Here is a 22,431-nt window from a genome sequence, read left to right on the forward strand (position 1 = left end):
TCATGAGGCTCACCGAGGCTTCGAAGAGGACAACACGATGTACAAGCTTTTCTTCCGTCTGGTTTTCAAACGGATGGACCCGGAGCAGGCCCATCACCTGGCGTTCCGCTGGATCCGGCTCGCCGCCCGCATCCCCGTGCTGCGCATCTTCGTCGCGGCCGCCCTCGCGCCCCGCCACAAGGAGCTGCGCACCGAGGCCTTCGGGCTGCGCATGCACGGCCCCTTCGGGCTCGCCGCCGGCTTCGACAAGAACGCCGTCGCGATCGACGGGATGTCGATGCTGGGCTTCGACCACATCGAGATCGGCACCGTGACCGGCGAGGCACAGCCGGGCAACCCCAGGAAGCGGCTGTTCCGGCTCGTGCAGGACCGCGCGCTCATCAACCGCATGGGCTTCAACAACGAGGGCTCGCTGGCCGTGGCGGCCCGCCTGGCCTCCCGTACGCCCGTCTTCAGGACCGTCGTCGGCGTCAACATCGGCAAGACCAAGGTCGTCCCGGAGGCCGAGGCCGCCGCCGACTACGTGAAGTCGACCGAGCGGCTCGCGCCGTACGCCGACTACCTGGTCGTGAACGTCTCCTCGCCCAACACGCCCGGCCTGCGCAACCTCCAGGCCACGGAGTCCCTGCGGCCGCTCCTGAGCGCCGTCCGCGAGGCCGCCGACCGCACGGTGCCCGGCCGCCGGGTGCCGCTGCTCGTGAAGATCGCGCCGGACCTCGCCGACGAGGACGTCGACGCCGTCGCCGACCTGGCCGTCGAGCTGGGCCTGGACGGGATCATCGCCACGAACACCACCATCGCGCGCGAGGGACTCGGCCTGAAGTCGGACCCCACCCTCGTCAAGGAGACCGGCGGCCTGTCCGGAGCGCCCCTCAAGGCGCGCTCCCTGGAGGTCCTGAGGCGCCTGTACGCGCGCGTGGGCGACCGGATCACCCTGGTGGGCGTCGGCGGCGTCGAGAACGCCGAGGACGCCTGGCAGCGCATCCTCGCCGGTGCCACGCTCGTGCAGGGGTACAGCGCGTTCATCTACGAGGGGCCCTTCTGGGGCCGTGCCATCCACAAGGGGCTCGCCGCGCGCCTGCGCAACAGCCCGCACGCCACCCTCGCCGACGCGGTCGGCGCCGACGTAAGGAAGCCGGCATGAGCTCTCTCGAACCCTTCGGCGCACGTCTGCGCCGCGCCATGGACGAGCGCGGCCCCCTGTGCGTCGGGATCGACCCGCACGCCTCCCTGCTGTCCGAGTGGGGTCTGAGCGACGACGTGGCGGGCCTGGAGCGGTTCAGCCGCACGGTCGTCGAGGCGATGGCCGACCGGGTCGCCGTGCTCAAGCCGCAGAGCGCGTTCTTCGAGCGCTTCGGGTCGCGCGGCGTCGCCGTCCTGGAGAAGTCGGTCGAGGAGGCGCGCGCGGCCGGGGCGCTGGTGGTGATGGACGCCAAGCGCGGCGACATCGGCTCGACCATGGCCGCGTACGCCGAGACCTTCCTGCGCAAGGACTCGCCGCTGTTCTCCGACGCGCTGACCGTTTCGCCGTACCTCGGCTACGGATCGCTCTCGCCGGCCATCGCACTGGCCCGGGAGAGCGGCGCCGGGCTGTTCGTGCTCGCGCTGACGTCGAACCCGGAGGGCGGCGAGGTCCAGCACGCGATCCGCACGGACGGCCGCACCGTCGGCGCGACGATGCTGGCGCACCTGGCGGCCGAGAACGAGGGCGAGCAGCCGATGGGGTCCTTCGGCGCGGTCGTCGGGGCCACGCTCGGCGACCTGTCGTCCTACGACCTCTCGATCAATGGTCCGATCCTCGCGCCCGGCATCGGGGCCCAGGGCGCCACGGCGGCGGATCTTCCGCACGTCTTCGGCGCCGCGGCGCGCAATGTCGTCCCGAACGTCAGCCGGGGCGTTCTGCGGCACGGACCGGACGTCGTCGCACTGCGTGAGTCCGCGTCACGCTTCGCCGATGAGATCGCGCACGCCGTTTCGGGCGTCTGACCGCCGTCAGAGGTGTTCGAGCCGGTCGCGGGGGTCCTCCGATGAGTGGCCCGCGGCCGACTTGAGTCTGAATACATCCTCAAATCCAGGGCATTATGTCCTAAATGTCCGACCTGACGGAGGCTGACCAGGACTTTTCCGCTGTTCTCGCTGACTCTGGCGGACTTGGCCGCTAGTCTCCGACGAGTGAGGGAGCCTCCCACGCCCTTCAGGCAGTGGGGGAGTGCGGGCAGCGTGTTGCTCGTGGCTCCCCAGGTGTGGGGCGACTAGGTTCCTCACCGGTCCGTATCCGACAGTTCGACATCCGAGGTGACGTAGGCGTGGCTCTTCCGCCCCTTACCCCTGAACAGCGCGCAGCCGCGCTCGAAAAGGCCGCCGCGGCTCGCCGGGAGCGGGCCGAGGTCAAGAATCGACTCAAGCACTCCGGCGCCTCCCTGCACGAGGTCATCAAGCAGGGCCAGGAGAACGACGTCATCGGCAAGATGAAGGTCTCCGCGCTGCTCGAGTCCCTGCCGGGCGTGGGCAAGGTCCGCGCCAAGCAGATCATGGAGCGACTCGGCATCTCCGAGAGCCGCCGCGTACGCGGTCTCGGCTCGAACCAGATCGCCTCCCTGGAGCGTGAGTTCGGCAGCACCGGCTCCTGAGCCGGCGCTCTTGAGACAGGGAGTCCCGGGCACTCCGGGATTGCTGGAATAATCGCTGCATGAGTGAACGTCCGCGGCTGACCGTGCTCTCCGGCCCCTCAGGGGTCGGCAAGAGCACGGTCGTCGCCCATATGCGCAAGGAACACCCCGAGGTCTGGCTCTCGGTGTCGGCGACGACCCGCAAGCCCCGCCCCGGCGAGAAGCACGGTGTCCACTACTTCTTCGTCACCGACGACGAGATGGACAAGCTGATCGCCAACGGGGAGCTGCTGGAGTGGGCGGAGTTCGCCGGCAACCGCTACGGCACGCCGCGTGCGGCCGTGCTGGAGCGGCTGGAGGCGGGTGAGCCCGTCCTGCTGGAGATCGACCTCCAGGGGGCGCGGCAGGTCCGTGAGTCCATGGCCGAGGCTCAGCTGGTGTTCCTGGCTCCTCCCTCCTGGGAGGAGCTCGTGCGCAGACTCACCGGGCGTGGCACCGAGCCGCCCGAGGTGATCGAACGCCGGCTGGACGCGGCGAAGGTCGAGCTGGCGGCCGAGCCGGAGTTCGACACCACCCTGGTCAACACCTCCGTCGAGGACGTGGCGCGCGAGCTGCTAGCCTTGGTGGACGTTGTGTGATCGTGACTGTGTGGTCATGACTGTTCGGTCCTGGCCGATTCAGCCAGACCGGTTCAGCCGGACCTGATCATGCGCACTGAATCTTTCCCATCCATCGGAAGGTAGAGCGTGTCCTCTTCCATCTCCGCGCCCGAGGGCATCATCAACCCGCCGATCGACGAGCTCCTCGAGGCCACCGACTCGAAGTACAGCCTCGTGATCTACGCGGCCAAGCGGGCCCGCCAGATCAACGCGTACTACTCGCAGCTCGGCGAGGGCCTCCTCGAGTACGTCGGTCCGCTCGTCGACACCCACGTCCACGAGAAGCCGCTCTCGATCGCCCTGCGCGAGATCAACGCGGGTCTGCTGACGTCCGAGGCCGTCGAAGGCCCCGCGCAGTAAAAGGCTCGGCGCAGTAAGTAGTATTTTCAGCTTTGAGCTGGCTTTTCCACAGGCCCGGCAGCAGCGACTGTCGGGCCTGTGGTCTGCTCTGGGTGCGGGGACCGCCCCGCCCGTGATGCAGCATGGAGTCATCGGTCAACGAGTGGGGAGGCCCGGTGGACAAGCCGAAGGTCGTTCTGGGGGTCAGCGGCGGCATCGCCGCGTACAAGGCCTGTGAGCTGCTGCGCAGGCTCACCGAGTCGGGGCACGACGTCCGCGTCGTCCCCACGGCCTCCGCCCTGCACTTCGTCGGCGCCGCCACCTGGTCCGCCCTCTCCGGCAACCCCGTCTCGACGGAGGTCTGGGACGACGTCCACGAGGTGCCGCACGTCCGCATCGGCCAGCACGCCGACCTGGTGATCGTCGCCCCGGCCACGGCCGACACCCTCGCCAGGGCCGCGCACGGCCTCGCCGACGACCTGCTGACCAACACCCTCCTCACCGCCCGCTGCCCGGTGGTCTTCGCGCCCGCCATGCACACCGAGATGTGGGAGCACGCGGCCACCCAGGAGAACGTGGCGACGCTGCGCCGGCGCGGCGCGGTCGTCATCGAGCCCGCCGTCGGCCGCCTCACCGGCGTGGACACCGGCAAGGGCCGGCTGCCCGACCCGGCCGAGATCTTCGAGGTCTGCCGCCGGGTGCTGGCCCGCGGCGTCACCGAGCCCGACCTCAGGGGACGGCACGTCGTCGTCAGCGCCGGCGGCACCCGCGAGCCGCTCGACCCGGTCCGCTTCCTCGGCAACCGCTCCTCCGGCAAGCAGGGCTACGCCCTCGCCCGCACCGCCGCCGCCCGGGGCGCCCGCGTCACGCTGGTGTCGGCGAACGCGGGGCTGCCCGAGCCGGCCGGCGTGGACGTCGTGCCGGTCGGCACGGCCGTGCAGCTGCGGGAGGCGGTTCTCAAGGCGGCCTCGGACGCCGACGCGGTCGTGATGGCGGCCGCGGTCGCCGACTTCCGCCCCGCGACCTACGCCGCCGGAAAGATCAAGAAGAAGGACGGGGAGGATCCGGAACCCATCGTTCTGGTGCGTAATCCGGACATCCTCGCGGAGATCTCCGCCGACCGGGCCCGCTCCGGCCAGGTGATCGTCGGCTTCGCCGCCGAGACGGACAATGTGCTGGCCAACGGCCGTAAGAAGCTGGAACGCAAGAGGTGCGACCTCCTCGTGGTGAACGAGGTGGGGGAGCGCAAGACGTTCGGCTCGGAGGAGAACGAGGCGGTCGTCCTGGGCGCCGACGGCAGCGAGACCCCGGTCCCGTACGGGCCCAAGGAGGCCCTGGCCGAAACGGTGTGGGACCTGGTGGCGCGACGGCTCGGGTGAATTGTTTGATGCGCCCGGGCTTCTCTCGTGCCTTCCTTGATTCCGGTGTGGCGTGCCTGGTCAAGGGGGTGTGACATTGGGCAGAATGCCCGTGCCGCAGGTCACAGCCCTCCCGAGAGGCGAGACAGGGGGTCCGTGACCGAGCACGACAGATAAACTGTCCTCGGACGACGCCGGGCGCAGCTCCCGACCGTCCGCCAATGATCAGCCAGCAGCCGCTGCAACCACAGGGAGCGTTGTGTCCCGTCGCCTGTTCACCTCGGAGTCCGTGACCGAGGGTCACCCCGACAAGATCGCTGACCAGATCAGCGACACCATTCTCGACGCGCTTCTGCGCGAGGACCCGTCCTCCCGGGTCGCTGTCGAGACCCTGATCACCACCGGGCTCGTGCATGTGGCCGGAGAGGTCACGACCAAGACGTACGCGGACATCGCGACGCTGGTCCGCAACAAGATCCTCGAGATCGGCTACGACTCCTCGAAGAAGGGCTTCGACGGCGCCTCCTGTGGAGTCTCCGTCTCGATCGGCTCGCAGTCGCCCGACATCGCGCAGGGCGTGGACACGGCGTACGAGTCCCGGGTCGAGGGCGACGAGGACGAGCTGGACCGTCAGGGTGCCGGTGACCAGGGCCTGATGTTCGGCTACGCGACGGACGAGACGCCGACGCTGATGCCGCTGCCGATCTTCCTGGCGCACCGCCTGTCCAAGCGCCTCTCCGAGGTCCGCAAGAACGGCACCATCCCCTACCTGCGCCCCGACGGCAAGACCCAGGTCACCATCGAGTACGACGGTGACAAGGCGGTCCGTCTGGACACCGTGGTCGTCTCCTCGCAGCACGCGAGTGACATCGACCTCGACTCGCTTCTCGCGCCCGACATCCGCGAGTTCGTGGTCGAGCCCGAGCTGAAGGCTCTCCTCGACGAGGGCATCAAGCTGGACACCGAGAACTACCGCCTCTTGGTCAACCCCACCGGTCGCTTCGAGATCGGCGGTCCGATGGGTGACGCGGGTCTGACCGGCCGGAAGATCATCATCGACACGTACGGCGGCATGGCCCGCCATGGTGGTGGCGCCTTCTCCGGCAAGGACCCGTCCAAGGTGGACCGTTCCGCGGCGTACGCGATGCGCTGGGTCGCCAAGAACGTCGTCGCCGCGGGTCTGGCGGCCCGCTGCGAGGTGCAGGTGGCGTACGCGATCGGCAAGGCCGAGCCGGTGGGCCTGTTCGTCGAGACCTTCGGCACCCACAAGATCGAGCCCGAGAAGATCGAGAAGGCCATCGACGAGGTCTTCGACCTGCGCCCGGCCGCGATCATCCGCGACCTCGACCTGCTCCGCCCGATCTACGCCCAGACGGCGGCCTACGGCCACTTCGGCCGCGAGGTGCCGGAGTTCACCTGGGAGCGGACGGACCGCGTCGAGGAGCTGAAGAAGGCTGCGGGGCTGTAAGCCCGGCTCCACGCTTCGTACGAGGCCCGGTCCCTTCGGGGGCCGGGCCTCGGCGCGTCCCAAAACGGTTGGCGGGCCGGCGTTGCGGATTCGTACGCTGGTGGTCTCCCGGTGCGAAGGTTGCGGCTGCTTCTGTGGAGCGGGCCCTTGGGCGCGCGGTGAAACTGAGAGTTTGTGTGCCGTGGCCGAGGTGATCTCGGGAGGTTCGATGCCGGGGCGTCCGGTGCGAAGGTGACGGGTACTTCGGGGCTGTGGCCCCCGCGGGTTCGAATCCCGCCGTCGGCCGGGGTGGGTCCGGTGGCGTGGCCGAGTGGTCCAAGGCAGAGTGCGGTCCGTCGCCGGTGGGGAACTCGGGCGGGCGTCGGATGTCAGTGGCGTTTGGTAAGAATGCAAGCGTGAGCAGCGAGAACGGGACTGAGGGCGGCGGCGCCGAGGGGGCGTCGCCCGAGCAGCTCGCGCTCATCCGGGAGAGCGTGCGGCAGGCCAGGACACCGCGGGCCAAGCCCAGGACCTGGCGGGGGGCCAAGCTCGCCGAGCGGTTGCCGGTGGCGCGGGTGCTGGTCGACAAGGGCGTACTGCATCTCGACCGGTACTTCGACTACGCCGTGCCGGAGGAACTGGACGCGGACGCGCAGCCCGGGGTGCGGGTGCGCGTGCGGTTCGGGGCCGGGCGGCATCGTGTGCGCGAGGGGCGGCGTGAGGGCGGCGGGCTCATCGACGGGTTCCTCGTCGAGCGGGTCGCCGAGTCCGACTACTCGGGTCCACTGGCGGCGCTCGCCCAGGTCGTCTCGCCCGAGCGGGTCCTGAGCGAGGAGCTGTTGGGGCTCGCGCGGGCCGTCGCCGACCGGTACGCCGGTGGGCTGGCCGATGTGCTTCAGCTGGCCGTGCCGCCGCGCAGCGCCCGGGCCGAGCAGCGGCCCTCACCGGAGCCGCTTCCGCCGCCCAACAAGCCCGAGGCGGGGTCCTGGGGGCGCTACGAGCGTGGCGCCGGCTTCCTGGACGCGCTCGCTTCCGGGGGTGCGCCGCGTGCCGTGTGGAACGCCCTGCCCGGACCCGAGTGGAGCGAGGAACTCGCCCGTGCCGTCGTCGCCACACTGGCCTCCGGGCGGGGAGCGCTCGTCGTGCTGCCCGACGGGCGGGCCGTGGCGCGGGTCGACGCCGCTCTGACCTCGCTGATGGGCGAGGGACGGCATGCGGTGCTCACCGCCGATGCCGGGCCCGAGAAGCGGTACCGGGAGTGGCTCGCGGTGCGGCGGGGGAGTGTGCGGGCGGTCGTGGGGACCCGTGCCGCCATGTTCGCGCCCGTGCAGGACCTGGGGCTTGTCGCCCTCTGGGACGACGGCGACGACAGCCACAGTGAGCAGCACGCCCCGCAGCCCCATGCGCGCGAAGTGCTGCTGCTCCGGGCGGCCCAGGACAAGTGCGGCTTTCTGCTGGGGAGTTGGAGCTGCACCGTCGAGGCCGCGCAACTCGTGGAGAGCGGCTGGGCCCGGCCGTTGGTCGCCGCGCGGGAGCAGGTGCGGGGCGCGGCTCCGCTCGTACGGACCGTCGGGGACGGTGATCTCGCGCGGGACGAGGCAGCCCGCGCCGCCCGGTTGCCCACGCTCGCCTGGCAGGCGGTGCGGGAAGGGCTGCGGACCGGGCCGGTGCTCGTGCAGGTGCCCCGGCGCGGCTACGTGCCCCGGATGGCGTGCGCCAACTGCCGTGCTCCCGCCCGGTGCCGGCACTGTTCCGGGCCGCTGGAGGCGCAGGGGTCCGGGGCCGATCTGAAGTGCGGGTGGTGCGGGCGCGACGAGGGTGCCTGGCACTGCCCGGAGTGCGGCGGCTTCCGGCTGCGCGCCCAGGTGGTGGGGGCGCGCCGGACCGCCGAGGAACTGGGGCGGGCCTTTCCCGCCGTTCCGGTACGGACGTCCGGGCGTGAGCACGTCCTGGACACCGTGCCGGGCACGCCCGCGCTGGTCGTGAGCACACCGGGCGCCGAGCCCGTCGCCGAGGGCGGCTATGCCGCGGCGCTGCTGCTGGACGGCTGGGCCATGCTCGGACGGCCCGATCTGCGGGCGGGGGAGGACGCGTTGCGCCGCTGGATCGCGGCGGCCTCGCTGGTACGGCCGCAGGGCGCCGGTGGGACGGTGGTCGTCGTCGCCGAGCCCACACTGCGGCCCGTACAGGCGCTGGTGCGGTGGGACCCCGTCGGACACGCCGTGCGCGAGCTCGGCGAGCGGGCCGAGCTGGGGTTTCCGCCGGTGTCCCGGATGGCCGCGGTGTCCGGACCGGGGGAGGCGGTCGCCGAGTTCCTCCGTACGGCCGAGCTGCCGCGGGACGCCGAGGTGTTGGGGCCGGTACCGGTTGCCGTCACGGCGGTGGGGCGGCCTCGTCGGGTGGGCGGGCCGCCGCCGGGGGAGCACTGGGACCGGGCGTTGATCCGGGTGCCGCCGGGGAGCGGGGCCGCGTTGGCCGCGGCGCTGAAGGCCGCGCAGGCGGCTCGGATGGCGCGGGGCGCGAACGAGGTCGCGGTGCGGGTTCGGATTGATCCGCCAGATATCGGGTGAGGGCGGAGGCGGCGCTTCCTGTACCGGGTGAGGGTGGAGGCGTCGCCTCCTGTACCAAGTGAGGGTGGGCGCGGCGCCTCCCGTATCGGGTGACGGTGGAGGCATCGCCTCTTGCGCCTGGCGCCGACCGGCATGCGCCTCGATGCCGAGCAGCGACGGCCCCCGTGCCCGCGCCCGGACAAAACTCTGCCCTCCCGGGTGCGCTCCAGGAGGGCAGAGTGCTGGGGGGTCAGCCGTTGCGCGGGCCCGGGAACGCGGTGGGCCTGGCCTCGTCGCGGAGGCCGGGGCTGCCTGCCGTCGGCTGTGTCGGCATCGAGCGGGCCGCGGGGACCGTCGGCACCGGCGGGAGGGCGGTGGAGACGTTGACCGTCCGGGTGCCCGACGGTTCGGACGTGCGCTCGGCCTCGGCCGCCGCCTGGGTGGCGGCGCGGCGCGCGCCGTAGCGACGGTGGACCGCCTGCTTGGTGACACCGAGCGCGGAACCCACCGCGTCCCAGGAGAAGCCGAGCGAGCGGTCGAAGTCCACGGCTGCCGTGACCAGGGTTTCGACGCTGTCCCGCAGCTCCTGGGCGAGACGGACCGTCGGGGCGGGTGCGCGTCCGTAGACGACGAAGCCCGTGGAGGGACCGGAGCGGCGCGGGCGGTAGACATTGCCCAGTTGCGCGGTGAGCGTGCGCAGTGCGTCCACCTGCCGGCGGACCCGCTCGATGTCCCGCACCAGCAAGTGCAGGCTGGCCCGAGCCTGGGCGTCGTGGGTTGCGTGGTCGGCCATGAACAAGCCTCTCGAACCGGCGATGAAAGGAGAGGGCCGCGGGTACGGCGGTTGCGGCCCGTTGTGGTCAACTCTTTCTTGACCAACGCGGGAGTGCTCCGCGGGTCACGCAATAGGGGCGTGTGGGCATATGCCCACGCCCCTGGGTGGTGTCTACGCCCAGACCCTCGGCCTCGGACGACTCCCATAGACTTGTGCGTTGCCCAACCGATCCCCACCGCCCCCTACCGATCTCCTCCGATCCCGACCGAGAGGCCCGTGCCCACCCATGAAGCTTGTCTTCGCCGGTACCCCCGAGGTCGCCGTTCCCGCTCTGGACGCCCTGATCGCCTCCGGGCGGCACGACGTGGCCGCCGTCGTCACCCGGCCCGACGCGCCCGCCGGCCGTGGGCGCAGGCTGGTGGCGAGCCCGGTGGCCGAGCGGGCCGAGGAGGCCGGGATCGAGGTGCTGAAGCCGGCCAAGCCGCGCGATCCCGAGTTCCTGGAGCGGCTGCGGGAGATCGCGCCGGACTGCTGCCCCGTCGTCGCCTACGGCGCCCTGCTGCCCCGCGTCGCCCTCGACGTGCCGGCCCACGGCTGGGTCAACCTGCACTTCTCGCTGCTGCCCGCCTGGCGCGGGGCGGCGCCCGTGCAGCACTCCATCATGGCCGGCGACGAGATCACCGGGGCCTCCACCTTCCTCATCGAGGAGGGGCTCGACTCCGGGCCCGTCTACGGCACCGTCACCGAGGCGATCCGGTCCACCGACACCAGCGGCGACCTGCTCACCCGGCTCGCCTTCGCGGGCGCCGGGCTGCTGTCCGCGACCATGGACGGGATCGAGGACGGCACGGTGAAGGCCGTACCGCAGCCGGCCGACGGGATCACCCTCGCTCCCAAGGTCAACGTCGAGGACGCGCACATCGACTGGAGCGCCCCCTCGTTGCGCGTCGACCGGCTGGTGCGCGGCTGCACCCCCGCGCCGGGCGCCTGGACCACCTTCCGCGGTGAGCGGCTCAAGCTCATCCAGGTGCAGCCGGTTCCGGGGCGGGACGACCTCGCCCCCGGTGCGCTCTCCGTGGGCAAGAACAACGTGTACGTGGGGACCGGGTCGTACGCCGTCGAGCTGCTGTGGGTGCAGGCGCAGGGCAAGAAGCCGATGCGCGCCGCCGACTGGGCGCGGGGCGTGCGGATCGGCGACGGGGAGAGCGTGGGGGCGTAACCGGCCGTCCGCCGGGCCGACCCTGCGACGTAGGCTGGTCGTACATCTCATCCAGTAATCCGGAGCACCTTTTCGTGAGCGACACCTCCCGTCGGCCCCGCAGAACCGGCAAGCCCTACCGACGGCCCCAGAAGGACCCCGTCCGCGTCCTCGCCTTCGAGGCGCTGCGCGCGGTGGACGAGCGGGACGCGTACGCCAACCTCGTTCTGCCGCCGCTGCTGCGGAAGGCGCGCGAGAAGGGCGACTTCGACGGGCGGGACGCCGCGCTCGCCACGGAGCTGGTGTACGGGACGCTGCGGCGGCAGGGGACGTACGACGCGATCATCGCCAAGTGTGTCGACCGGCCGTTGCGCGAGGTCGACCCGCCGGTGCTGGATGTGCTGAGCCTGGGTGCGCATCAGCTGCTGGGGACGCGGATTCCCACGCATGCCGCGGTGTCGGCGTCCGTCGAGCTCGCCCGGGTCGTGCTCGGCGACGGGCGCGCGAAGTTCGTCAACGCCGTGCTGCGGAAGGTCGCGCAGGACGATCTGGACGGGTGGATCCAGCGGGTCGCGCCGCCGTACGACGACGATCCCGAGGAGCATCTCGCCGTCGTGCACTCGCATCCGCGGTGGGTCGTCTCCGCGTTGTGGGACTCGCTCGGCGGCGGGCGCGCCGGGATCGAGCGACTGCTGGAGGCCGACAACGAGCGGCCCGAGGTGACGCTGGTCGCGCGGCCCGGGCGGGCCACGACCGAGGAACTGCTCGGCGAGGAGGCCGCGGTGGCGGGGCGCTGGTCGCCGTACGCCGTGCGGTTGGCCGAGGGCGGGGAGCCGGGGGCCATCGAGGCCGTGCGCGAGGGGCGTGCGGGGGTGCAGGACGAGGGCAGTCAGCTCGTCGCGCTCGCGCTCGCCAACGCGCCGCTCGACGGGCCCGACGAGAAGTGGCTGGACGGGTGTGCCGGGCCCGGCGGGAAGGCCGCGCTCCTCGCGGCGCTCGCAGCCGGGCGCGGGGCGACGCTGCTGGCGTCCGAGAAGCAGCCGCACCGGGCCGGGCTGGTGGCCAAGGCCCTGCACGGCAATCCGGGGCCCTACCAGGTCATCGCCGCCGACGGGACGCGGCCGCCGTGGCGGGCCGGGATTTTCGACCGGGCGCTGGTGGACGTACCGTGCACCGGGCTCGGGGCGCTGCGGCGCCGGCCGGAAGCGCGGTGGCGGCGGAGGCCGGAGGACCTGGACGGGTTCGCCCCGCTCCAGCGGGAGCTGCTGCGCAGCGCGATCGACTCCGTGCGGGTGGGCGGTGTCGTCGGGTACGCGACCTGCTCGCCGCATCTTGCCGAGACGCGGGCGGTGGTCGACGACGTGCTGAAGCAGCGGGCCGACGTCGAGCTGATCGACGCGCGGGAGCTGCTGCCGGGTGTGCCGGAGCTGGGGGAGGGGCCCGATGTGCAGCTGTGGCCTCATGTGCACGGGACGGATGCGATGTACCTGGCGTTGATGCGAAAGGTCGGCTGAGGGCACGGGCGTAGTCGCAGCCCGCTGCATGCTCCGTCAGCCGCCCCGCTGACCGACCCTCGTCTCCGCCCCCGTGACCGCCGCCGGATCTCCGTCCCCCCGGGACAATCTGTGTGGCCACCACACCTTCTTGCCCACGTCCAGGAACAGGGACGTCACCAGTACCGAGCGCACGATGAAGGTGTCCAGGAGCACGCCCAGCGCGACGGTGAAGCCGATCTCGGCGAAGGCGACCATCGGGAGGGTGCCCAGGGCGGCGAAGGTGCCGGCGAGCACCAGGCCGGCTGAGGTGATGACCGCGCCGGTGGCGGCCAGGCCCGTGATGACGCCCTTGCGGGTGCCCTGGTGGGCGGCCTCCTCGCGGATGCGGGTGGTCAGGAAGATGTTGTAGTCGATGCCCAGCGCCACCAGGAAGACGAAGACGAACAGCGGGAAGTCGGTCGACTCGCCGGCGTAGTCGAAGATGTGGCGGAAGGCCAGCGCGCTGATGCCGAGCGCCGCGGTGAACGACAGGATCACCGTACCGATCAGCAGCAGCGGGGCGATCAGGGCCCGCAGCAGGGCGGCCAGGATCAGCATCACCACGACCAGGACCAGCGGGATGATCAAAATGTTGTCGTGGGTCGTCGCCTTGTCCGCGTCCAGGAGGGCAGCCGTGCCGCCGCCCACCTGGGCGTCGGCGTCCGGCACCGCGTGCACGGCGTCCCGTACCCGTTCGACCGTCTGCTTCGCGGCCTCGCTGTCGGACGGGGCGGTCATCGTCGCCTCGAAGAGGACCTTGCCCTCGAAGAACGGTTTCGTGCCCGGGGGCAGGCCTAGGGACTCGGGGACGACGCCCGGGGTGTCGGCGACGGCGCGGCCCACCTCGCGGGCCTGGGCCTGGTTGCTGACGATGACCAGGGGGTCGCCGCTGCCGGCCGGGAAGAACTCCTCGGAGATCTCCTGCCCGGTGATCGACTCCGGTTTGTCGGTGAAGGCGTCGGCGTTGCTCAGCCCCTCCGCGCGAAGCTGGATCAGGCCCAGGGAGCAGACCGCGAGGACCGCTGCCGTGATGGCCCAGGTCATACGGGGGCGGCGGGCGATGTTGCGGCCCATGCGGGCCCAGACGCCGCGCTCGTGCGGGTTCTCCGCCCCGACGTGGGGGATCACCGGCCAGAAGATCCAGCGGCCGAAGATGACGAGCAGCGCGGGGAAGAGGGTCATCATCGCGAGCAGGCCCACCGCCACACCGATCGCGGCGACCGGGCCGAGGCCGCTCGTCGAGTTCATCTCCGCCGCGAGCAGCACCAGCATGCTCAGGACGACGGTCGCGCCGGAGGCCAGCACCGCCGGGCCCGCGCGGTGCAGGGCCAGGGCCATCGCCTCGTGACGGTCCTCGTGATGGCGGAGTTCTTCCCGATATCGGGCGACGAGCAGCAGCGCGTAGTCGGTGCCCGCGCCGAAGACGAGGACCGTCAGGATGCCCGCGCTCTGGCCGTTGACCGTCAGACCGCCGTGCTGCGCCAGGAGATAGATCAGGGCCTGCGCGGTGAACAGGGCGACGATCACGGCGACCAGGGGGACCAGGAGCAGGGTCGGGCTGCGGTAGGTGATCAGCAGCATGACGATGACGACCGCCATCGCCGAGAGCAGCAGCGTGGAGTCGATGCCCTCGAACGCCTCGGCGAAGTCCGCCGAGGTGCCGCCCGGCCCCGTGACGTACACGGCGAGGCCGCCCGTGCTCGTCCCGACGATGTCCTTGATGGAGTCGACGGCGGGTGCGATACGGTCCCAGCCCTGCTCGTCCATCGTGATCGGGACCTGGACCTGCGCGGCGCGCGGATCGATGTCCCGGTCGAAGACGGGCCCACGCGTCTCGTCGCCCCGGATGCCGTGGGCGGTCAGCTGCTTGAGCCGGGCCACGTCCTCGGTGATCGCGGCCCGGTCCTGTGCCGTCAGGCCGCCGTCGCGGGCGTAGATGACGACCGCGGGGATCTGCTCAGGCCTGAAGTCCTCCGAGATCTGGAGGACTTGGGTGGATTCCGCGGACCCGGGCAGCCAGGACGCCGCGTCGTTGTCCTGCGCGTCGCTCAGCTTCTGGGCGAGCGGCGCCGTCACGAACAGCACCACCAGCCACAGGGCCAGCACCACCCACTTGGCGCGTCGTCCGCAGACCAGATGGGCTATGCCCTGCTGTCCCGAACCCGACCGCCGGTCCTTCTCCTGGGTCTCCGTCATGGTCACCCCCGCAGCCGTACAGCGATCCGGCCGGCGGCCCAGCATGGCACGCACGGCCCGGCCACAACATCCGATGAACGTCTTAGGTCTGGACCGGGGCGAACATTCGTGCCCGGACATGGCAGGCTTGGGTCATGGCCGCGCAGATCAACCCCAGCATCCTGTCCGCCGACTTCGCCCGCCTCGCGGACGAGGCGAAGGCGGTCGAGGGAGCCGACTACCTCCACGTCGACGTCATGGACAACCATTTCGTCCCGAACCTCACGCTCGGCGTGCCGGTCGTAGAGTCCCTGGCCCGTGCGACGGACACCCCGCTGGACTGCCATCTGATGATCGAGGCCCCCGATCGGTGGGCGCCCCAGTACGTGGAAGCGGGGGCCTCCTCCGTCACCTTCCATGTCGAGGCCGCCGCGGCCCCCGTGCGACTGGCCCGGGAGATCAGGGCCAAGGGCGCCCGCGCCTCCATGGCGCTGAAGCCGGCGACGCCCATCGAGCCGTACGAGGATCTGCTGCCCGAACTCGACATGCTGCTGATCATGACGGTCGAGCCGGGTTTCGGTGGTCAGGCGTTTCTCGACATCATGCTTCCGAAGATTCGCCGCACCCGCGAGTTGATCAGCAAGCACGGCCTCGACCTGTGGCTCCAGGTCGACGGCGGTGTCTCGGCCACCACCATCGAGCGGTGCGCGGAGGCGGGCGCGGACGTCTTCGTCGCCGGTTCGGCGGTGTACGGGGCGGACGACCCCGCCGCGGCGGTCCGCGCGTTGCGCGCTCAGGCGGAGGACGTCACGAAGTCCGCCGCCTGGGCATGCGACCACTGAGCCAAGGGAACGTGAACGGCGCCCATCAGGGCGGATCAAGAGCGCCGGATCTGCAAGGATGAACGGCGAATCCAGAGTGTGAACAGCAGTGAGGAGATCGCCGTGTCGGGTATGTCGGCGGGCCGGTCAGCCATGCGGATGGGACCCGCTGAGCTGGTGCAGGCGGCGGCCATGGCCCGCCGCTTCTACCTCGAGGGCAAATCCAAGATCCAGATCGCCGAGGAGTTCGGCGTCAGCCGCTTCAAGGTGGCCCGGGTCCTGGAGACCGCTCTCGAACGGGATCTGGTGCGCATCGAGATCCGGGTGCCGGCCGAGCTGGACGCCGAGCGCTCCGACGCGCTGCGCGCCCGCTACGGCCTGCGGCACGCGGTCGTGGTCGAGTCCCCGGCCGACGCCGAGGAGACGCCCGACCCGGAGAACCTGGGAGAAGTGGCCGCCGACCTGCTCGGCGAGCTCGTGAACGAGGGTGACGTGCTTGGCCTGGCCTGGGGCCGGTCCACCATCCACATGGCCGCGGCCCTCGACCGGCTGCCGCCGTGCACGGTGGTGCAGCTGACGGGTGTCTACGACGCCGGGACCGCCGAGCGCGGTTCGGTCGAGGCGGTCCGCCGCGCGGCCCAGGTGTCGGGCGGCGACGCCCACCCCATCTACGCGCCGATGCTGCTGCCGGACGCGGCCACCGCGGCTGCGCTGCGCCACCAGACGGGCATCGCGCGGGCCTTCGAGTACTTCGACAAGGTCACCGTCGCCTGCGTCTCCATCGGCTCCTGGGAGCCGGGCATCTCGACGGTGCACGACATGCTCAGCGACGAGGAGCGCGCGCACTACGCCTCGCTCGGTGTCGCCGCGGAGATGTCCGCGCACCTCTTCGACACCGAGGGCCGGCGTGTGGGGCGGGACCTGGGCGAGCGGTGCATCACGGTCAAGGCCGACCAGCTCCGCCGTATCCCGGAGGTCGTCGCGATCGCGGGCGGCGCGCGCAAGGCGGCCGCGATCGACGCCGTGCTGCGGTCCGGGCTCGTCACCAGCCTGGTGACGGACACTTCGGCGGCGGACGTGCTGATGGCGGCCGGTCCGACCCCGAGGCCGGCGCTCAACAGGGCGGATCCGGACGGGAACTGACGGAACATCAGGAGGGGGTGGCCACGGCCGCCCCCTCCTTCGTGTACGACCACCACGAATCGACGACCACTACGACGGGGCGGTGCCGGTATGACGGAGCTCGTGGTCACGCTCGACCTGGACGGGGTCACGGACAAGGCGGGCCTGATGGACCGCTGCGCCCGCGATCTGCGGCTGCCCGACTGGTTCGGGCGCAACTGGGACGCGCTGGCCGACTCCCTCTCCGACCGAACGGTGTGGCCGGAAAGCGCCGCCGAGCAGGGAATGCGGATCGTCGTGAGGAACTGGCGGCCGTACGCGAAGGCGCGGCCCGACGAGTGGGAGACCGCTCAGGAGGTGTTCGCCGAGGCGGTGGACCGCACGTCGGCGCTCTCCGTGCTGCTCGCCCTTGGAGGATCCTCCTAGGAGTCCTCTGACCTGCTCGTATGAAGCAACCGTGCATCGCAATCCGGTCAGCATGGGACAATGAAGTACGTGCTCTTCCCCCTGGCTGACCTGTCCGGGGGCCACCTCTGATCGACTGGGATGTGCAGCACGTGCGTTTCCTCAATGACATCCAGCCCCCGTACGACCTGACGTACGACGACGTCTTCATGGTCCCGAGCCGTAGCGCGGTCGGTTCGCGGCAGGGGGTGGACCTCAGCGCCCCGGACGGCACGGGCACCACGATCCCGCTGGTCGTCGCCAACATGACCGCCATCGCCGGCCGCCGTATGGCCGAGACGATGGCCCGGCGCGGCGGCCTGGTCGTCATCCCGCAGGACATCCCGATCGAGGTCGTCACCGAGGTCGTCGGCTGGGTGAAGAGTCGGCACCACGTCCTCGACACGCCGATCGTGCTGGCGCCGCACCAGACCGTCGCCGACGCGCTGGCCCTGCTGCCCAAGCGGGCCCACAACGCCGGTGTGGTCGTCGACGAGAACCAGCGGCCGGTCGGCGTGGTCACCGACGAGGACCTCTCCGGTGTGGACCGCTTCACGCAGCTCGAAGTGGTCATGTCCCGAGACCTGCTGCTCCTGGACGCCGGAATCGACCCCCGTGAGGCCTTCAACAAGCTCGACGGCCACAACCGGCGCTACGCCCCGGCCGTGGACTCCGAGGGCCGTCTCGCGGGCATCCTGACCCGTAAGGGCGCCCTGCGCGCCACGCTGTACACGCCCGCGCTGGACGCCGACGGCAAGCTGCGCATAGCGGCCGCCGTCGGGATCAACGGCGACGTGGCGGGCAAGGCCAAGCAGCTGCTCGACGCGGGCGTCGACACCCTCGTCATCGACACGGCGCACGGCCACCAGGAGTCGATGATCGCCGCCATCCGGACCGTGCGGTCGCTCGACCCGCAGGTGCCGATCGTCGCGGGCAACATCGTCGCCGCCGAAGGTGTGCGGGACCTGATCGAGGCCGGCGCCGACATCATCAAGGTCGGTGTCGGACCGGGCGCGATGTGCACCACCCGCATGATGACCGGCGTCGGCCGGCCGCAGTTCTCCGCGGTGCTGGAGTGCGCGGCCGAGGCGAAGAAGTACGGCAAGCACGTGTGGGCCGACGGCGGTGTCCGGCACCCGCGTGACGTCGCCATGGCGCTCGCCGCCGGCGCGTCCAACGTGATGATCGGGTCCTGGTTCGCGGGGACGTACGAGTCGCCGGGCGACCTCCAGCAGGACGCCGGCGGGCGGCTGTACAAGGAGTCCTTCGGCATGGCCTCCGCGCGTGCCGTGCGCAACCGTACGTCCGAGGAGTCGTCCTACGACCGTGCCCGCAAGGCGCTGTTCGAGGAGGGCATCTCCACCTCCCGCATGTTCCTCGACCCGGCCCGGCCCGGCGTGGAGGACCTGATCGACTCGATCATCGCGGGCGTGCGGTCGTCCTGCACCTACGCGGGCGCCGGCTCCCTGGAGGAGTTCGCCGAGAAGGCCGTCGTCGGCATCCAGAGCGCCGCCGGCTACGCCGAGGGCAAGCCGCTGCACGCCAGCTGGAGCTGACGCCTCGTCAATATTGTTTTGTACGGCCCCTGTTGTCCCGCACGCCGGGATGGCGGGGGCCGTTTCGCGTGCCGGTTCCCGCCGGACGGCTCGGCTCCTGCCGTGTTCGGGCGGCTGCGGGTGCGTGGGGGTTGTTAGCGCAGTTCCCCGCGCCCCTTCAGGTGCGTGCGGAGAACGCGCCTTCAGGGGCGCGGGGAACTGCGCGACGGGCCCCCGATCGCCCGCACCTTGCAACGGTCGAAAGCCCCCCTGCAACGAAACCCCACCCAGCCGCCAGACACGCAATGATCATGCGGGCACACGCAAGGTTGCTGCATTTCACCAGCAACGTCACTCCTCGTAGGCTGTCGCCTCGTACGTGGCGTGGCAGGGACCCCGCTCGGTGGGTCCCTGTCGCCAGGGGTGCCGCTGGTCCCTGTCGCCCTGAACGGCAGCGATAAGGAGCCAGCGCGTGCTCGACCAAGGCGCACCCCCGCAGTCCCCAGGCCAGAAAGCCGCCCCCGCGTCCCCGGGCGTCGGCGCGCGCCTGATGCGTCGCAAGCCCGTGGAACACCTGGTCGCAGAGGGTGGCCAGGGCGACGGAGGGTCCCTGCGACGCTCCCTCGGCCTGTGGCAGCTCACCATGATCAGCATCGGTGCCACCCTCGGCACCGGCATCTTCGTCGTCCTCGGCGACGCCGTCCCGGAGGCCGGTCCCGCGGTCACGCTGGCCTTCGTGATCGCCGGTCTCACGGCGCTGTTCTCGGCCCTGTCCTACGCCGAACTGGCCGGCAGCATCCCGGTCGCGGGCTCCTCCTACTCGTATGCGTACGCAACGATGGGTGAGCTGGTCGCCTGGGTCTGCGGCTGGTGTCTGGTGCTGGAGTACGGCGTCTCGGTGGCCGCCGTCGCCGTCGGCTGGGGCGAGTACCTCAACGAACTGCTCGACGGGACGATAGGCGTCACCATCCCGTCCGTGCTGTCCTCCGCGCCCGGCGAGGGCGGGATCATCAACCTGCCCGCGCTGATCGTCGTGATGCTGGCGATGGTGTTCCTGCTCGGCGGCGTCCGCGAGTCCGCCCGGGCCAACACGATCATGGTCGCCGTCAAGATCGTCGCGCTGGTGCTGTTCTGCGCGGTCGGCTTCATGGGCTTCAAGTCCGGCAACTACGAGGACTTCATGCCGCTCGGCATGGCCGGCGTGAGTGCCGCGGGCGCCACCCTGTTCTTCTCCTACATCGGCTTCGACGCCGCCTCCACCGCCGGTGAGGAGGCCAAGGACCCCAAGCGGGACCTGCCGAAGGCGATCATGCTCTCGCTGATCATCGTGACCGCGCTGTACGTCCTCGTCGCGGGTGTCGCCGTCGGCGCCTGGAACTGGACCAAGTTCGAGGGTTCCGAGGCCTCCCTCGCCGCGATCATGAACGACGTCAGCGGCCAGTCCTACTGGGGCACTCTCCTCGCCCTCGGCGCCGTCATCTCCATCGCGAGCGTCGTCCTGACCGTGCTCTACGGCCAGACCCGCATCCTCTTCGCCATGTCCCGTGACGGCCTGGTGCCCAAGGCGCTCGGCAAGGTCCACGCGAAGACCGGCGCGCCGCGCCTCAACACCGTCATCGTGTCCGTGTTCTGCGGCGCCCTCGCGGCCCTCATACCGCTGGGCAAGCTCGTCGACGCCACCAGCATCGGCACGCTGTTCGCCTTCGCGCTGGTCAACATCGCGGTGATCGTGCTGCGCGTGAAGCGGCCGGAGCTCGAGCGCACGTTCAGGGTGCCGTTCGGGCCGGTGCTGCCGGTGCTGGGCTTCCTGTTCTGCGCGTACAACATGTTCAGCCTCGACACCGTCACCTGGGTGGTCTTCGGGTGCTGGATGGCCGCCGGTCTCGTGTTCTACTTCCTGTACGGCTACCGCCGTTCCCGTCTTGCCACGTCAGAAGTGAAGTGAACCACCCGCAGTGCTGAACGATCTCGACGAACGCATCGTGCACGCCCTCGCCGAGGACGCCCGCCGCTCCTACGCGGACATCGGGCAACTCGTCGGCCTGTCCGCGCCCGCCGTGAAACGGCGCGTGGACCGGCTGCGTGCCACCGGAGCCATCACCGGATTCACCGTGCGGGTGGATCCGTCGGCCCTCGGCTGGGAGACCGAAGGGTTCGTCGAGATCTACTGCCGGCACAACACCTCGCCGGAGACGATTCGGCGGGGACTCGAGCGGTATCAGGAGGTCGTGGCCGCGTCCACCGTCACCGGTGAGGCGGATGCGGTGGTGCAGGTCTTCGCCTCTGACATGCGGCATTTCGAGCGGGTGCTCGAGCGGATCGCCGGGGAGCCGTTCGTGGAGCGGACCAAGTCCGTGCTGGTGCTGTCGCCGTTGTTGCGGCGGTTCTCTTCCGGGTCGCCGACCTAGTTTTTCGGGTGCGGCTGGGTGGGGGCTTGTCGCGCAGTTCCCCGCGCCCCTAAAGAAGGGCGTCGTTGCGGAGCTTTCTCAGAATGCGCCGGACGATCAGAGCGTGGGCGCCCGTCCCTATGACGAGGCGTCGGTAGACGGCACCCGCCGGGCCCGGAAAGGTGGCCCTTGTCTCGGCCCGCAGGCGGGTGTGGCCCTGGTCCGTCTCGTCCAAGTGGAAGATCAGGGCGTATCGCGAGAAGGGGTGGTGGCCGACCAGGGCCAGCTCCTGGCCCGGCGTCGACACGGCCACCCGGAATCCTCGGGCGCCCTTCATCCGGGCGGTCAGTTCGTGCCAGACGGCGTCCGCGTTCGTCTCGACGGTCGTCGCGTGCTCGTCGACGAACGGCAGGGCGGGGATCTCGGTGGCGTCCATGGGGGAAGTCTCGCCCGCCCGCCACGCCGCTGCCTCCTCCCGCAGGCGGACCCGCACAGCCGAATGGCGGAGGGCGTCAGTCGGCCGTCTTCCTGGCCAGGGCGTTGTTGTCGATCGAGTTGTGGACGCTGAAGCTCACCGCGTCCGAGCGGTAGCGGTCGTCCGACCACTCCACCGGGCGGCCCTCGCGGGTCGTCGTCACGCGTCGTACCCGCAGCAGCGGACTCGTGCGGCGGATGCCCAGCAACTCGGCGTCCTGGGCGCCCGCCGACACCGCGTCGATGACGTGCTCGCCGTAGGCGAAGACCAACCCCGTGTCCTCGTACAGGCGTTGGGTGACCGACGCGCAGTCGGGCTCTATGGACTCGACGGCCGGCGAGATCCAGTCCGCGTAGACGGTGCGCTCCAGCAGGACCGGTTCGCCGTCCAGGCCGCGCATCCGCAGGACGTGCAACACCGGGGTGCCGGCGGACAGTTGGAGGCGTACCGCGTCCTCCTTCGTCGCCGGGTGGTACTCCTGCGAGACCACATGGCCGGTCGCCTCCCGGCCCATCGCGTTCGCCCACTGGGCGAAGCTGCGCAGCTCCGCGAAGCTCTGGCTGCGGCGGCTGGCCAGGACCACCCGGCGGGCGCCCTGGCGCGAACCGATGAGGCCCTCGGCGGTCAGTGCCGCGACGGCCTGGCGGACCGTGCCGCGCGAGACGCCGTACCGGGCCGCGAGGTCCGTCTCGGCGGGCAGCAGCGAGCCGACCGTGTACTCCTCGCGGTCGATCGCCTGACGCAGTTCGTCGGCGATCTCCTCGTGTCGCGCCGTCATGCTTCCCCTCTGAGTCCGTTGCTGTGCACAGCGTGACCAGCGTAATCGAGATCGTCCAGCACTCCGTTTCTGAGGGGAGTGTGCACAAATTCAGGGCAGAGGCTTTCGCCAGTGTTTACGAACGTGTCACCATCGGCGGGCCTACTGGGGCCAACTTGTTCAGACAAGTTTGAGATCTTTCCTGGGCAAGATCCTCCTGCACCCTCGCGCGTCCCCTGGAGAAAC

General features: G+C 70.9%; 19 protein-coding genes and 1 pseudogene. 16 read left to right on the forward strand and 4 right to left on the reverse strand.

All coding sequences use genetic code 11. The features are described 5' to 3' along the window. The first annotated feature begins 37 nt into the window (after positions 1 to 37). The 8 genes and pseudogenes from CP983_RS35840 (at position 38) to CP983_RS35875 (ending at position 8,982) form a co-directional block, all read left to right on the forward strand. Positions 38 to 1,144 (forward strand): quinone-dependent dihydroorotate dehydrogenase, encoded by a 1,107-nt coding sequence (locus CP983_RS35840; protein WP_150504197.1) that lies wholly within the window; start codon positions 38 to 40, stop codon positions 1,142 to 1,144. Then, positions 1,141 to 1,986, forward strand: a complete 846-nt coding sequence (gene pyrF / locus CP983_RS35845; RefSeq protein ID WP_150504199.1) for an orotidine-5'-phosphate decarboxylase — start codon at positions 1,141 to 1,143, stop codon at positions 1,984 to 1,986. The genes CP983_RS35840 and pyrF overlap by 4 nt, the downstream gene beginning before the upstream one ends. A gap of 320 nt (positions 1,987 to 2,306) precedes the next feature. Next, on the forward strand, positions 2,307 to 2,630 hold the full coding sequence (locus CP983_RS35850) for an integration host factor (protein ID WP_003977346.1): 324 nt from the start codon (positions 2,307 to 2,309) through the stop codon (positions 2,628 to 2,630). Between the two features lie 26 nt (positions 2,631 to 2,656). Next, positions 2,657 to 3,247: pseudogene (gmk, locus tag CP983_RS35855) on the forward strand (guanylate kinase); the annotation flags it as partial. 108 nt (positions 3,248 to 3,355) lie between these two features. After that, complete coding sequence (gene rpoZ, locus CP983_RS35860; protein ID WP_003988945.1) at positions 3,356 to 3,628, forward strand: DNA-directed RNA polymerase subunit omega; 273 nt, start codon at positions 3,356 to 3,358, stop codon at positions 3,626 to 3,628. 155 nt (positions 3,629 to 3,783) lie between these two features. Next, positions 3,784 to 4,986, forward strand: coding sequence for a bifunctional phosphopantothenoylcysteine decarboxylase/phosphopantothenate--cysteine ligase CoaBC (gene coaBC, locus CP983_RS35865; protein ID WP_150504201.1), 1,203 nt, complete (start codon positions 3,784 to 3,786; stop codon positions 4,984 to 4,986). 238 nt (positions 4,987 to 5,224) lie between these two features. Continuing rightward, on the forward strand, positions 5,225 to 6,433 hold the full coding sequence (metK, locus tag CP983_RS35870; RefSeq protein ID WP_125527460.1) for a methionine adenosyltransferase: 1,209 nt from the start codon (positions 5,225 to 5,227) through the stop codon (positions 6,431 to 6,433). A 395-nt stretch (positions 6,434 to 6,828) separates the two neighbouring features. Then, the gene (locus tag CP983_RS35875; protein ID WP_107909386.1) at positions 6,829 to 8,982 is read left to right on the forward strand and encodes a primosomal protein N'; all 2,154 of its coding nucleotides are present in this window, start codon (positions 6,829 to 6,831) and stop codon (positions 8,980 to 8,982) included. 229 nt (positions 8,983 to 9,211) lie between these two features. On the opposite strand, the gene CP983_RS35880 is transcribed toward CP983_RS35875, so the two are convergent. After that, a complete protein-coding gene (locus tag CP983_RS35880; protein ID WP_125525721.1) occupies positions 9,212 to 9,754 on the reverse strand; it encodes a hypothetical protein in 543 nt (180 codons plus the stop codon). Positions 9,755 to 10,022: 268 nt separating this feature from the next. On the opposite strand from CP983_RS35880, the gene fmt reads away from it, so the two are divergent. Next, a complete protein-coding gene (gene fmt, locus CP983_RS35885) occupies positions 10,023 to 10,955 on the forward strand; it encodes a methionyl-tRNA formyltransferase (RefSeq protein ID WP_107909388.1) in 933 nt (310 codons plus the stop codon). A 74-nt stretch (positions 10,956 to 11,029) separates the two neighbouring features. Further along, positions 11,030 to 12,448, forward strand: a complete 1,419-nt coding sequence (locus CP983_RS35890) for an RsmB/NOP family class I SAM-dependent RNA methyltransferase (RefSeq protein ID WP_150504203.1) — start codon at positions 11,030 to 11,032, stop codon at positions 12,446 to 12,448. A gap of 36 nt (positions 12,449 to 12,484) precedes the next feature. Here CP983_RS35890 and CP983_RS35895 read toward each other — a convergent pair whose 3' ends face one another. Next, entirely contained in the window at positions 12,485 to 14,665 is a 2,181-nt protein-coding gene (locus CP983_RS35895; protein WP_150504205.1) for an MMPL family transporter, read from the reverse strand. A gap of 134 nt (positions 14,666 to 14,799) precedes the next feature. Between CP983_RS35895 and rpe the strand changes: the two genes are divergently transcribed. The 6 genes from rpe to CP983_RS35925 all read left to right on the forward strand — a co-directional run bounded on the left by rpe (position 14,800) and on the right by CP983_RS35925 (position 20,974). Beyond that, on the forward strand, positions 14,800 to 15,486 hold the full coding sequence (rpe, locus tag CP983_RS35900) for a ribulose-phosphate 3-epimerase (RefSeq protein WP_125525715.1): 687 nt from the start codon (positions 14,800 to 14,802) through the stop codon (positions 15,484 to 15,486). A gap of 78 nt (positions 15,487 to 15,564) precedes the next feature. After that, positions 15,565 to 16,608 (forward strand): sugar-binding transcriptional regulator, encoded by a 1,044-nt coding sequence (locus CP983_RS35905; protein WP_030947975.1) that lies wholly within the window; start codon positions 15,565 to 15,567, stop codon positions 16,606 to 16,608. Between the two features lie 90 nt (positions 16,609 to 16,698). Next, positions 16,699 to 17,013, forward strand: a complete 315-nt coding sequence (locus CP983_RS35910; RefSeq protein ID WP_126898361.1) for a barstar family protein — start codon at positions 16,699 to 16,701, stop codon at positions 17,011 to 17,013. A 131-nt stretch (positions 17,014 to 17,144) separates the two neighbouring features. Next, complete coding sequence (locus tag CP983_RS35915; RefSeq protein ID WP_167537909.1) at positions 17,145 to 18,587, forward strand: GuaB1 family IMP dehydrogenase-related protein; 1,443 nt, start codon at positions 17,145 to 17,147, stop codon at positions 18,585 to 18,587. A 451-nt stretch (positions 18,588 to 19,038) separates the two neighbouring features. After that, positions 19,039 to 20,511, forward strand: a complete 1,473-nt coding sequence (locus CP983_RS35920) for an amino acid permease (RefSeq protein ID WP_107909394.1) — start codon at positions 19,039 to 19,041, stop codon at positions 20,509 to 20,511. Positions 20,512 to 20,521: 10 nt separating this feature from the next. Then, complete coding sequence (locus tag CP983_RS35925) at positions 20,522 to 20,974, forward strand: Lrp/AsnC family transcriptional regulator (RefSeq protein WP_030947984.1); 453 nt, start codon at positions 20,522 to 20,524, stop codon at positions 20,972 to 20,974. A 49-nt stretch (positions 20,975 to 21,023) separates the two neighbouring features. Here the strand turns inward: CP983_RS35925 and CP983_RS35930 are convergent, their stop codons facing one another. Both CP983_RS35930 and CP983_RS35935 read right to left on the reverse strand, forming a co-directional pair. Beyond that, positions 21,024 to 21,389, reverse strand: a complete 366-nt coding sequence (locus CP983_RS35930) for a hypothetical protein (RefSeq protein WP_107909395.1) — start codon at positions 21,387 to 21,389, stop codon at positions 21,024 to 21,026. A 76-nt stretch (positions 21,390 to 21,465) separates the two neighbouring features. Next, entirely contained in the window at positions 21,466 to 22,206 is a 741-nt protein-coding gene (locus CP983_RS35935) for a GntR family transcriptional regulator (RefSeq protein ID WP_150504209.1), read from the reverse strand. Between the last annotated feature and the right edge of the window lie 225 nt (positions 22,207 to 22,431).

It is taken from the genome of Streptomyces chartreusis (genome assembly GCF_008704715.1).
Taxonomy (GTDB): Bacteria; Actinomycetota; Actinomycetes; order Streptomycetales; family Streptomycetaceae; genus Streptomyces; species Streptomyces chartreusis.

What these genes read in the sequence shown, in the direction of transcription:
- CP983_RS35880 (WP_125525721.1), bottom strand. Translation starts at nt 9,754, where the DNA reads ATGGCCGACCACGCAACCCACGACGCCCAGGCTCGGGCCAGCCTGCAC.
- pyrF (WP_150504199.1), top strand. Translation starts at nt 1,141, where the DNA reads ATGAGCTCTCTCGAACCCTTCGGCGCACGTCTGCGCCGCGCCATGGAC.
- CP983_RS35895 (WP_150504205.1), bottom strand. Translation starts at nt 14,665, where the DNA reads ATGACGGAGACCCAGGAGAAGGACCGGCGGTCGGGTTCGGGACAGCAG.
- CP983_RS35840 (WP_150504197.1), top strand. Translation starts at nt 38, where the DNA reads ATGTACAAGCTTTTCTTCCGTCTGGTTTTCAAACGGATGGACCCGGAG.
- rpe (WP_125525715.1), top strand. Translation starts at nt 14,800, where the DNA reads ATGGCCGCGCAGATCAACCCCAGCATCCTGTCCGCCGACTTCGCCCGC.
- CP983_RS35910 (WP_126898361.1), top strand. Translation starts at nt 16,699, where the DNA reads ATGACGGAGCTCGTGGTCACGCTCGACCTGGACGGGGTCACGGACAAG.
- CP983_RS35935 (WP_150504209.1), bottom strand. Translation starts at nt 22,206, where the DNA reads ATGACGGCGCGACACGAGGAGATCGCCGACGAACTGCGTCAGGCGATC.
- CP983_RS35930 (WP_107909395.1), bottom strand. Translation starts at nt 21,389, where the DNA reads ATGGACGCCACCGAGATCCCCGCCCTGCCGTTCGTCGACGAGCACGCG.
- fmt (WP_107909388.1), top strand. Translation starts at nt 10,023, where the DNA reads ATGAAGCTTGTCTTCGCCGGTACCCCCGAGGTCGCCGTTCCCGCTCTG.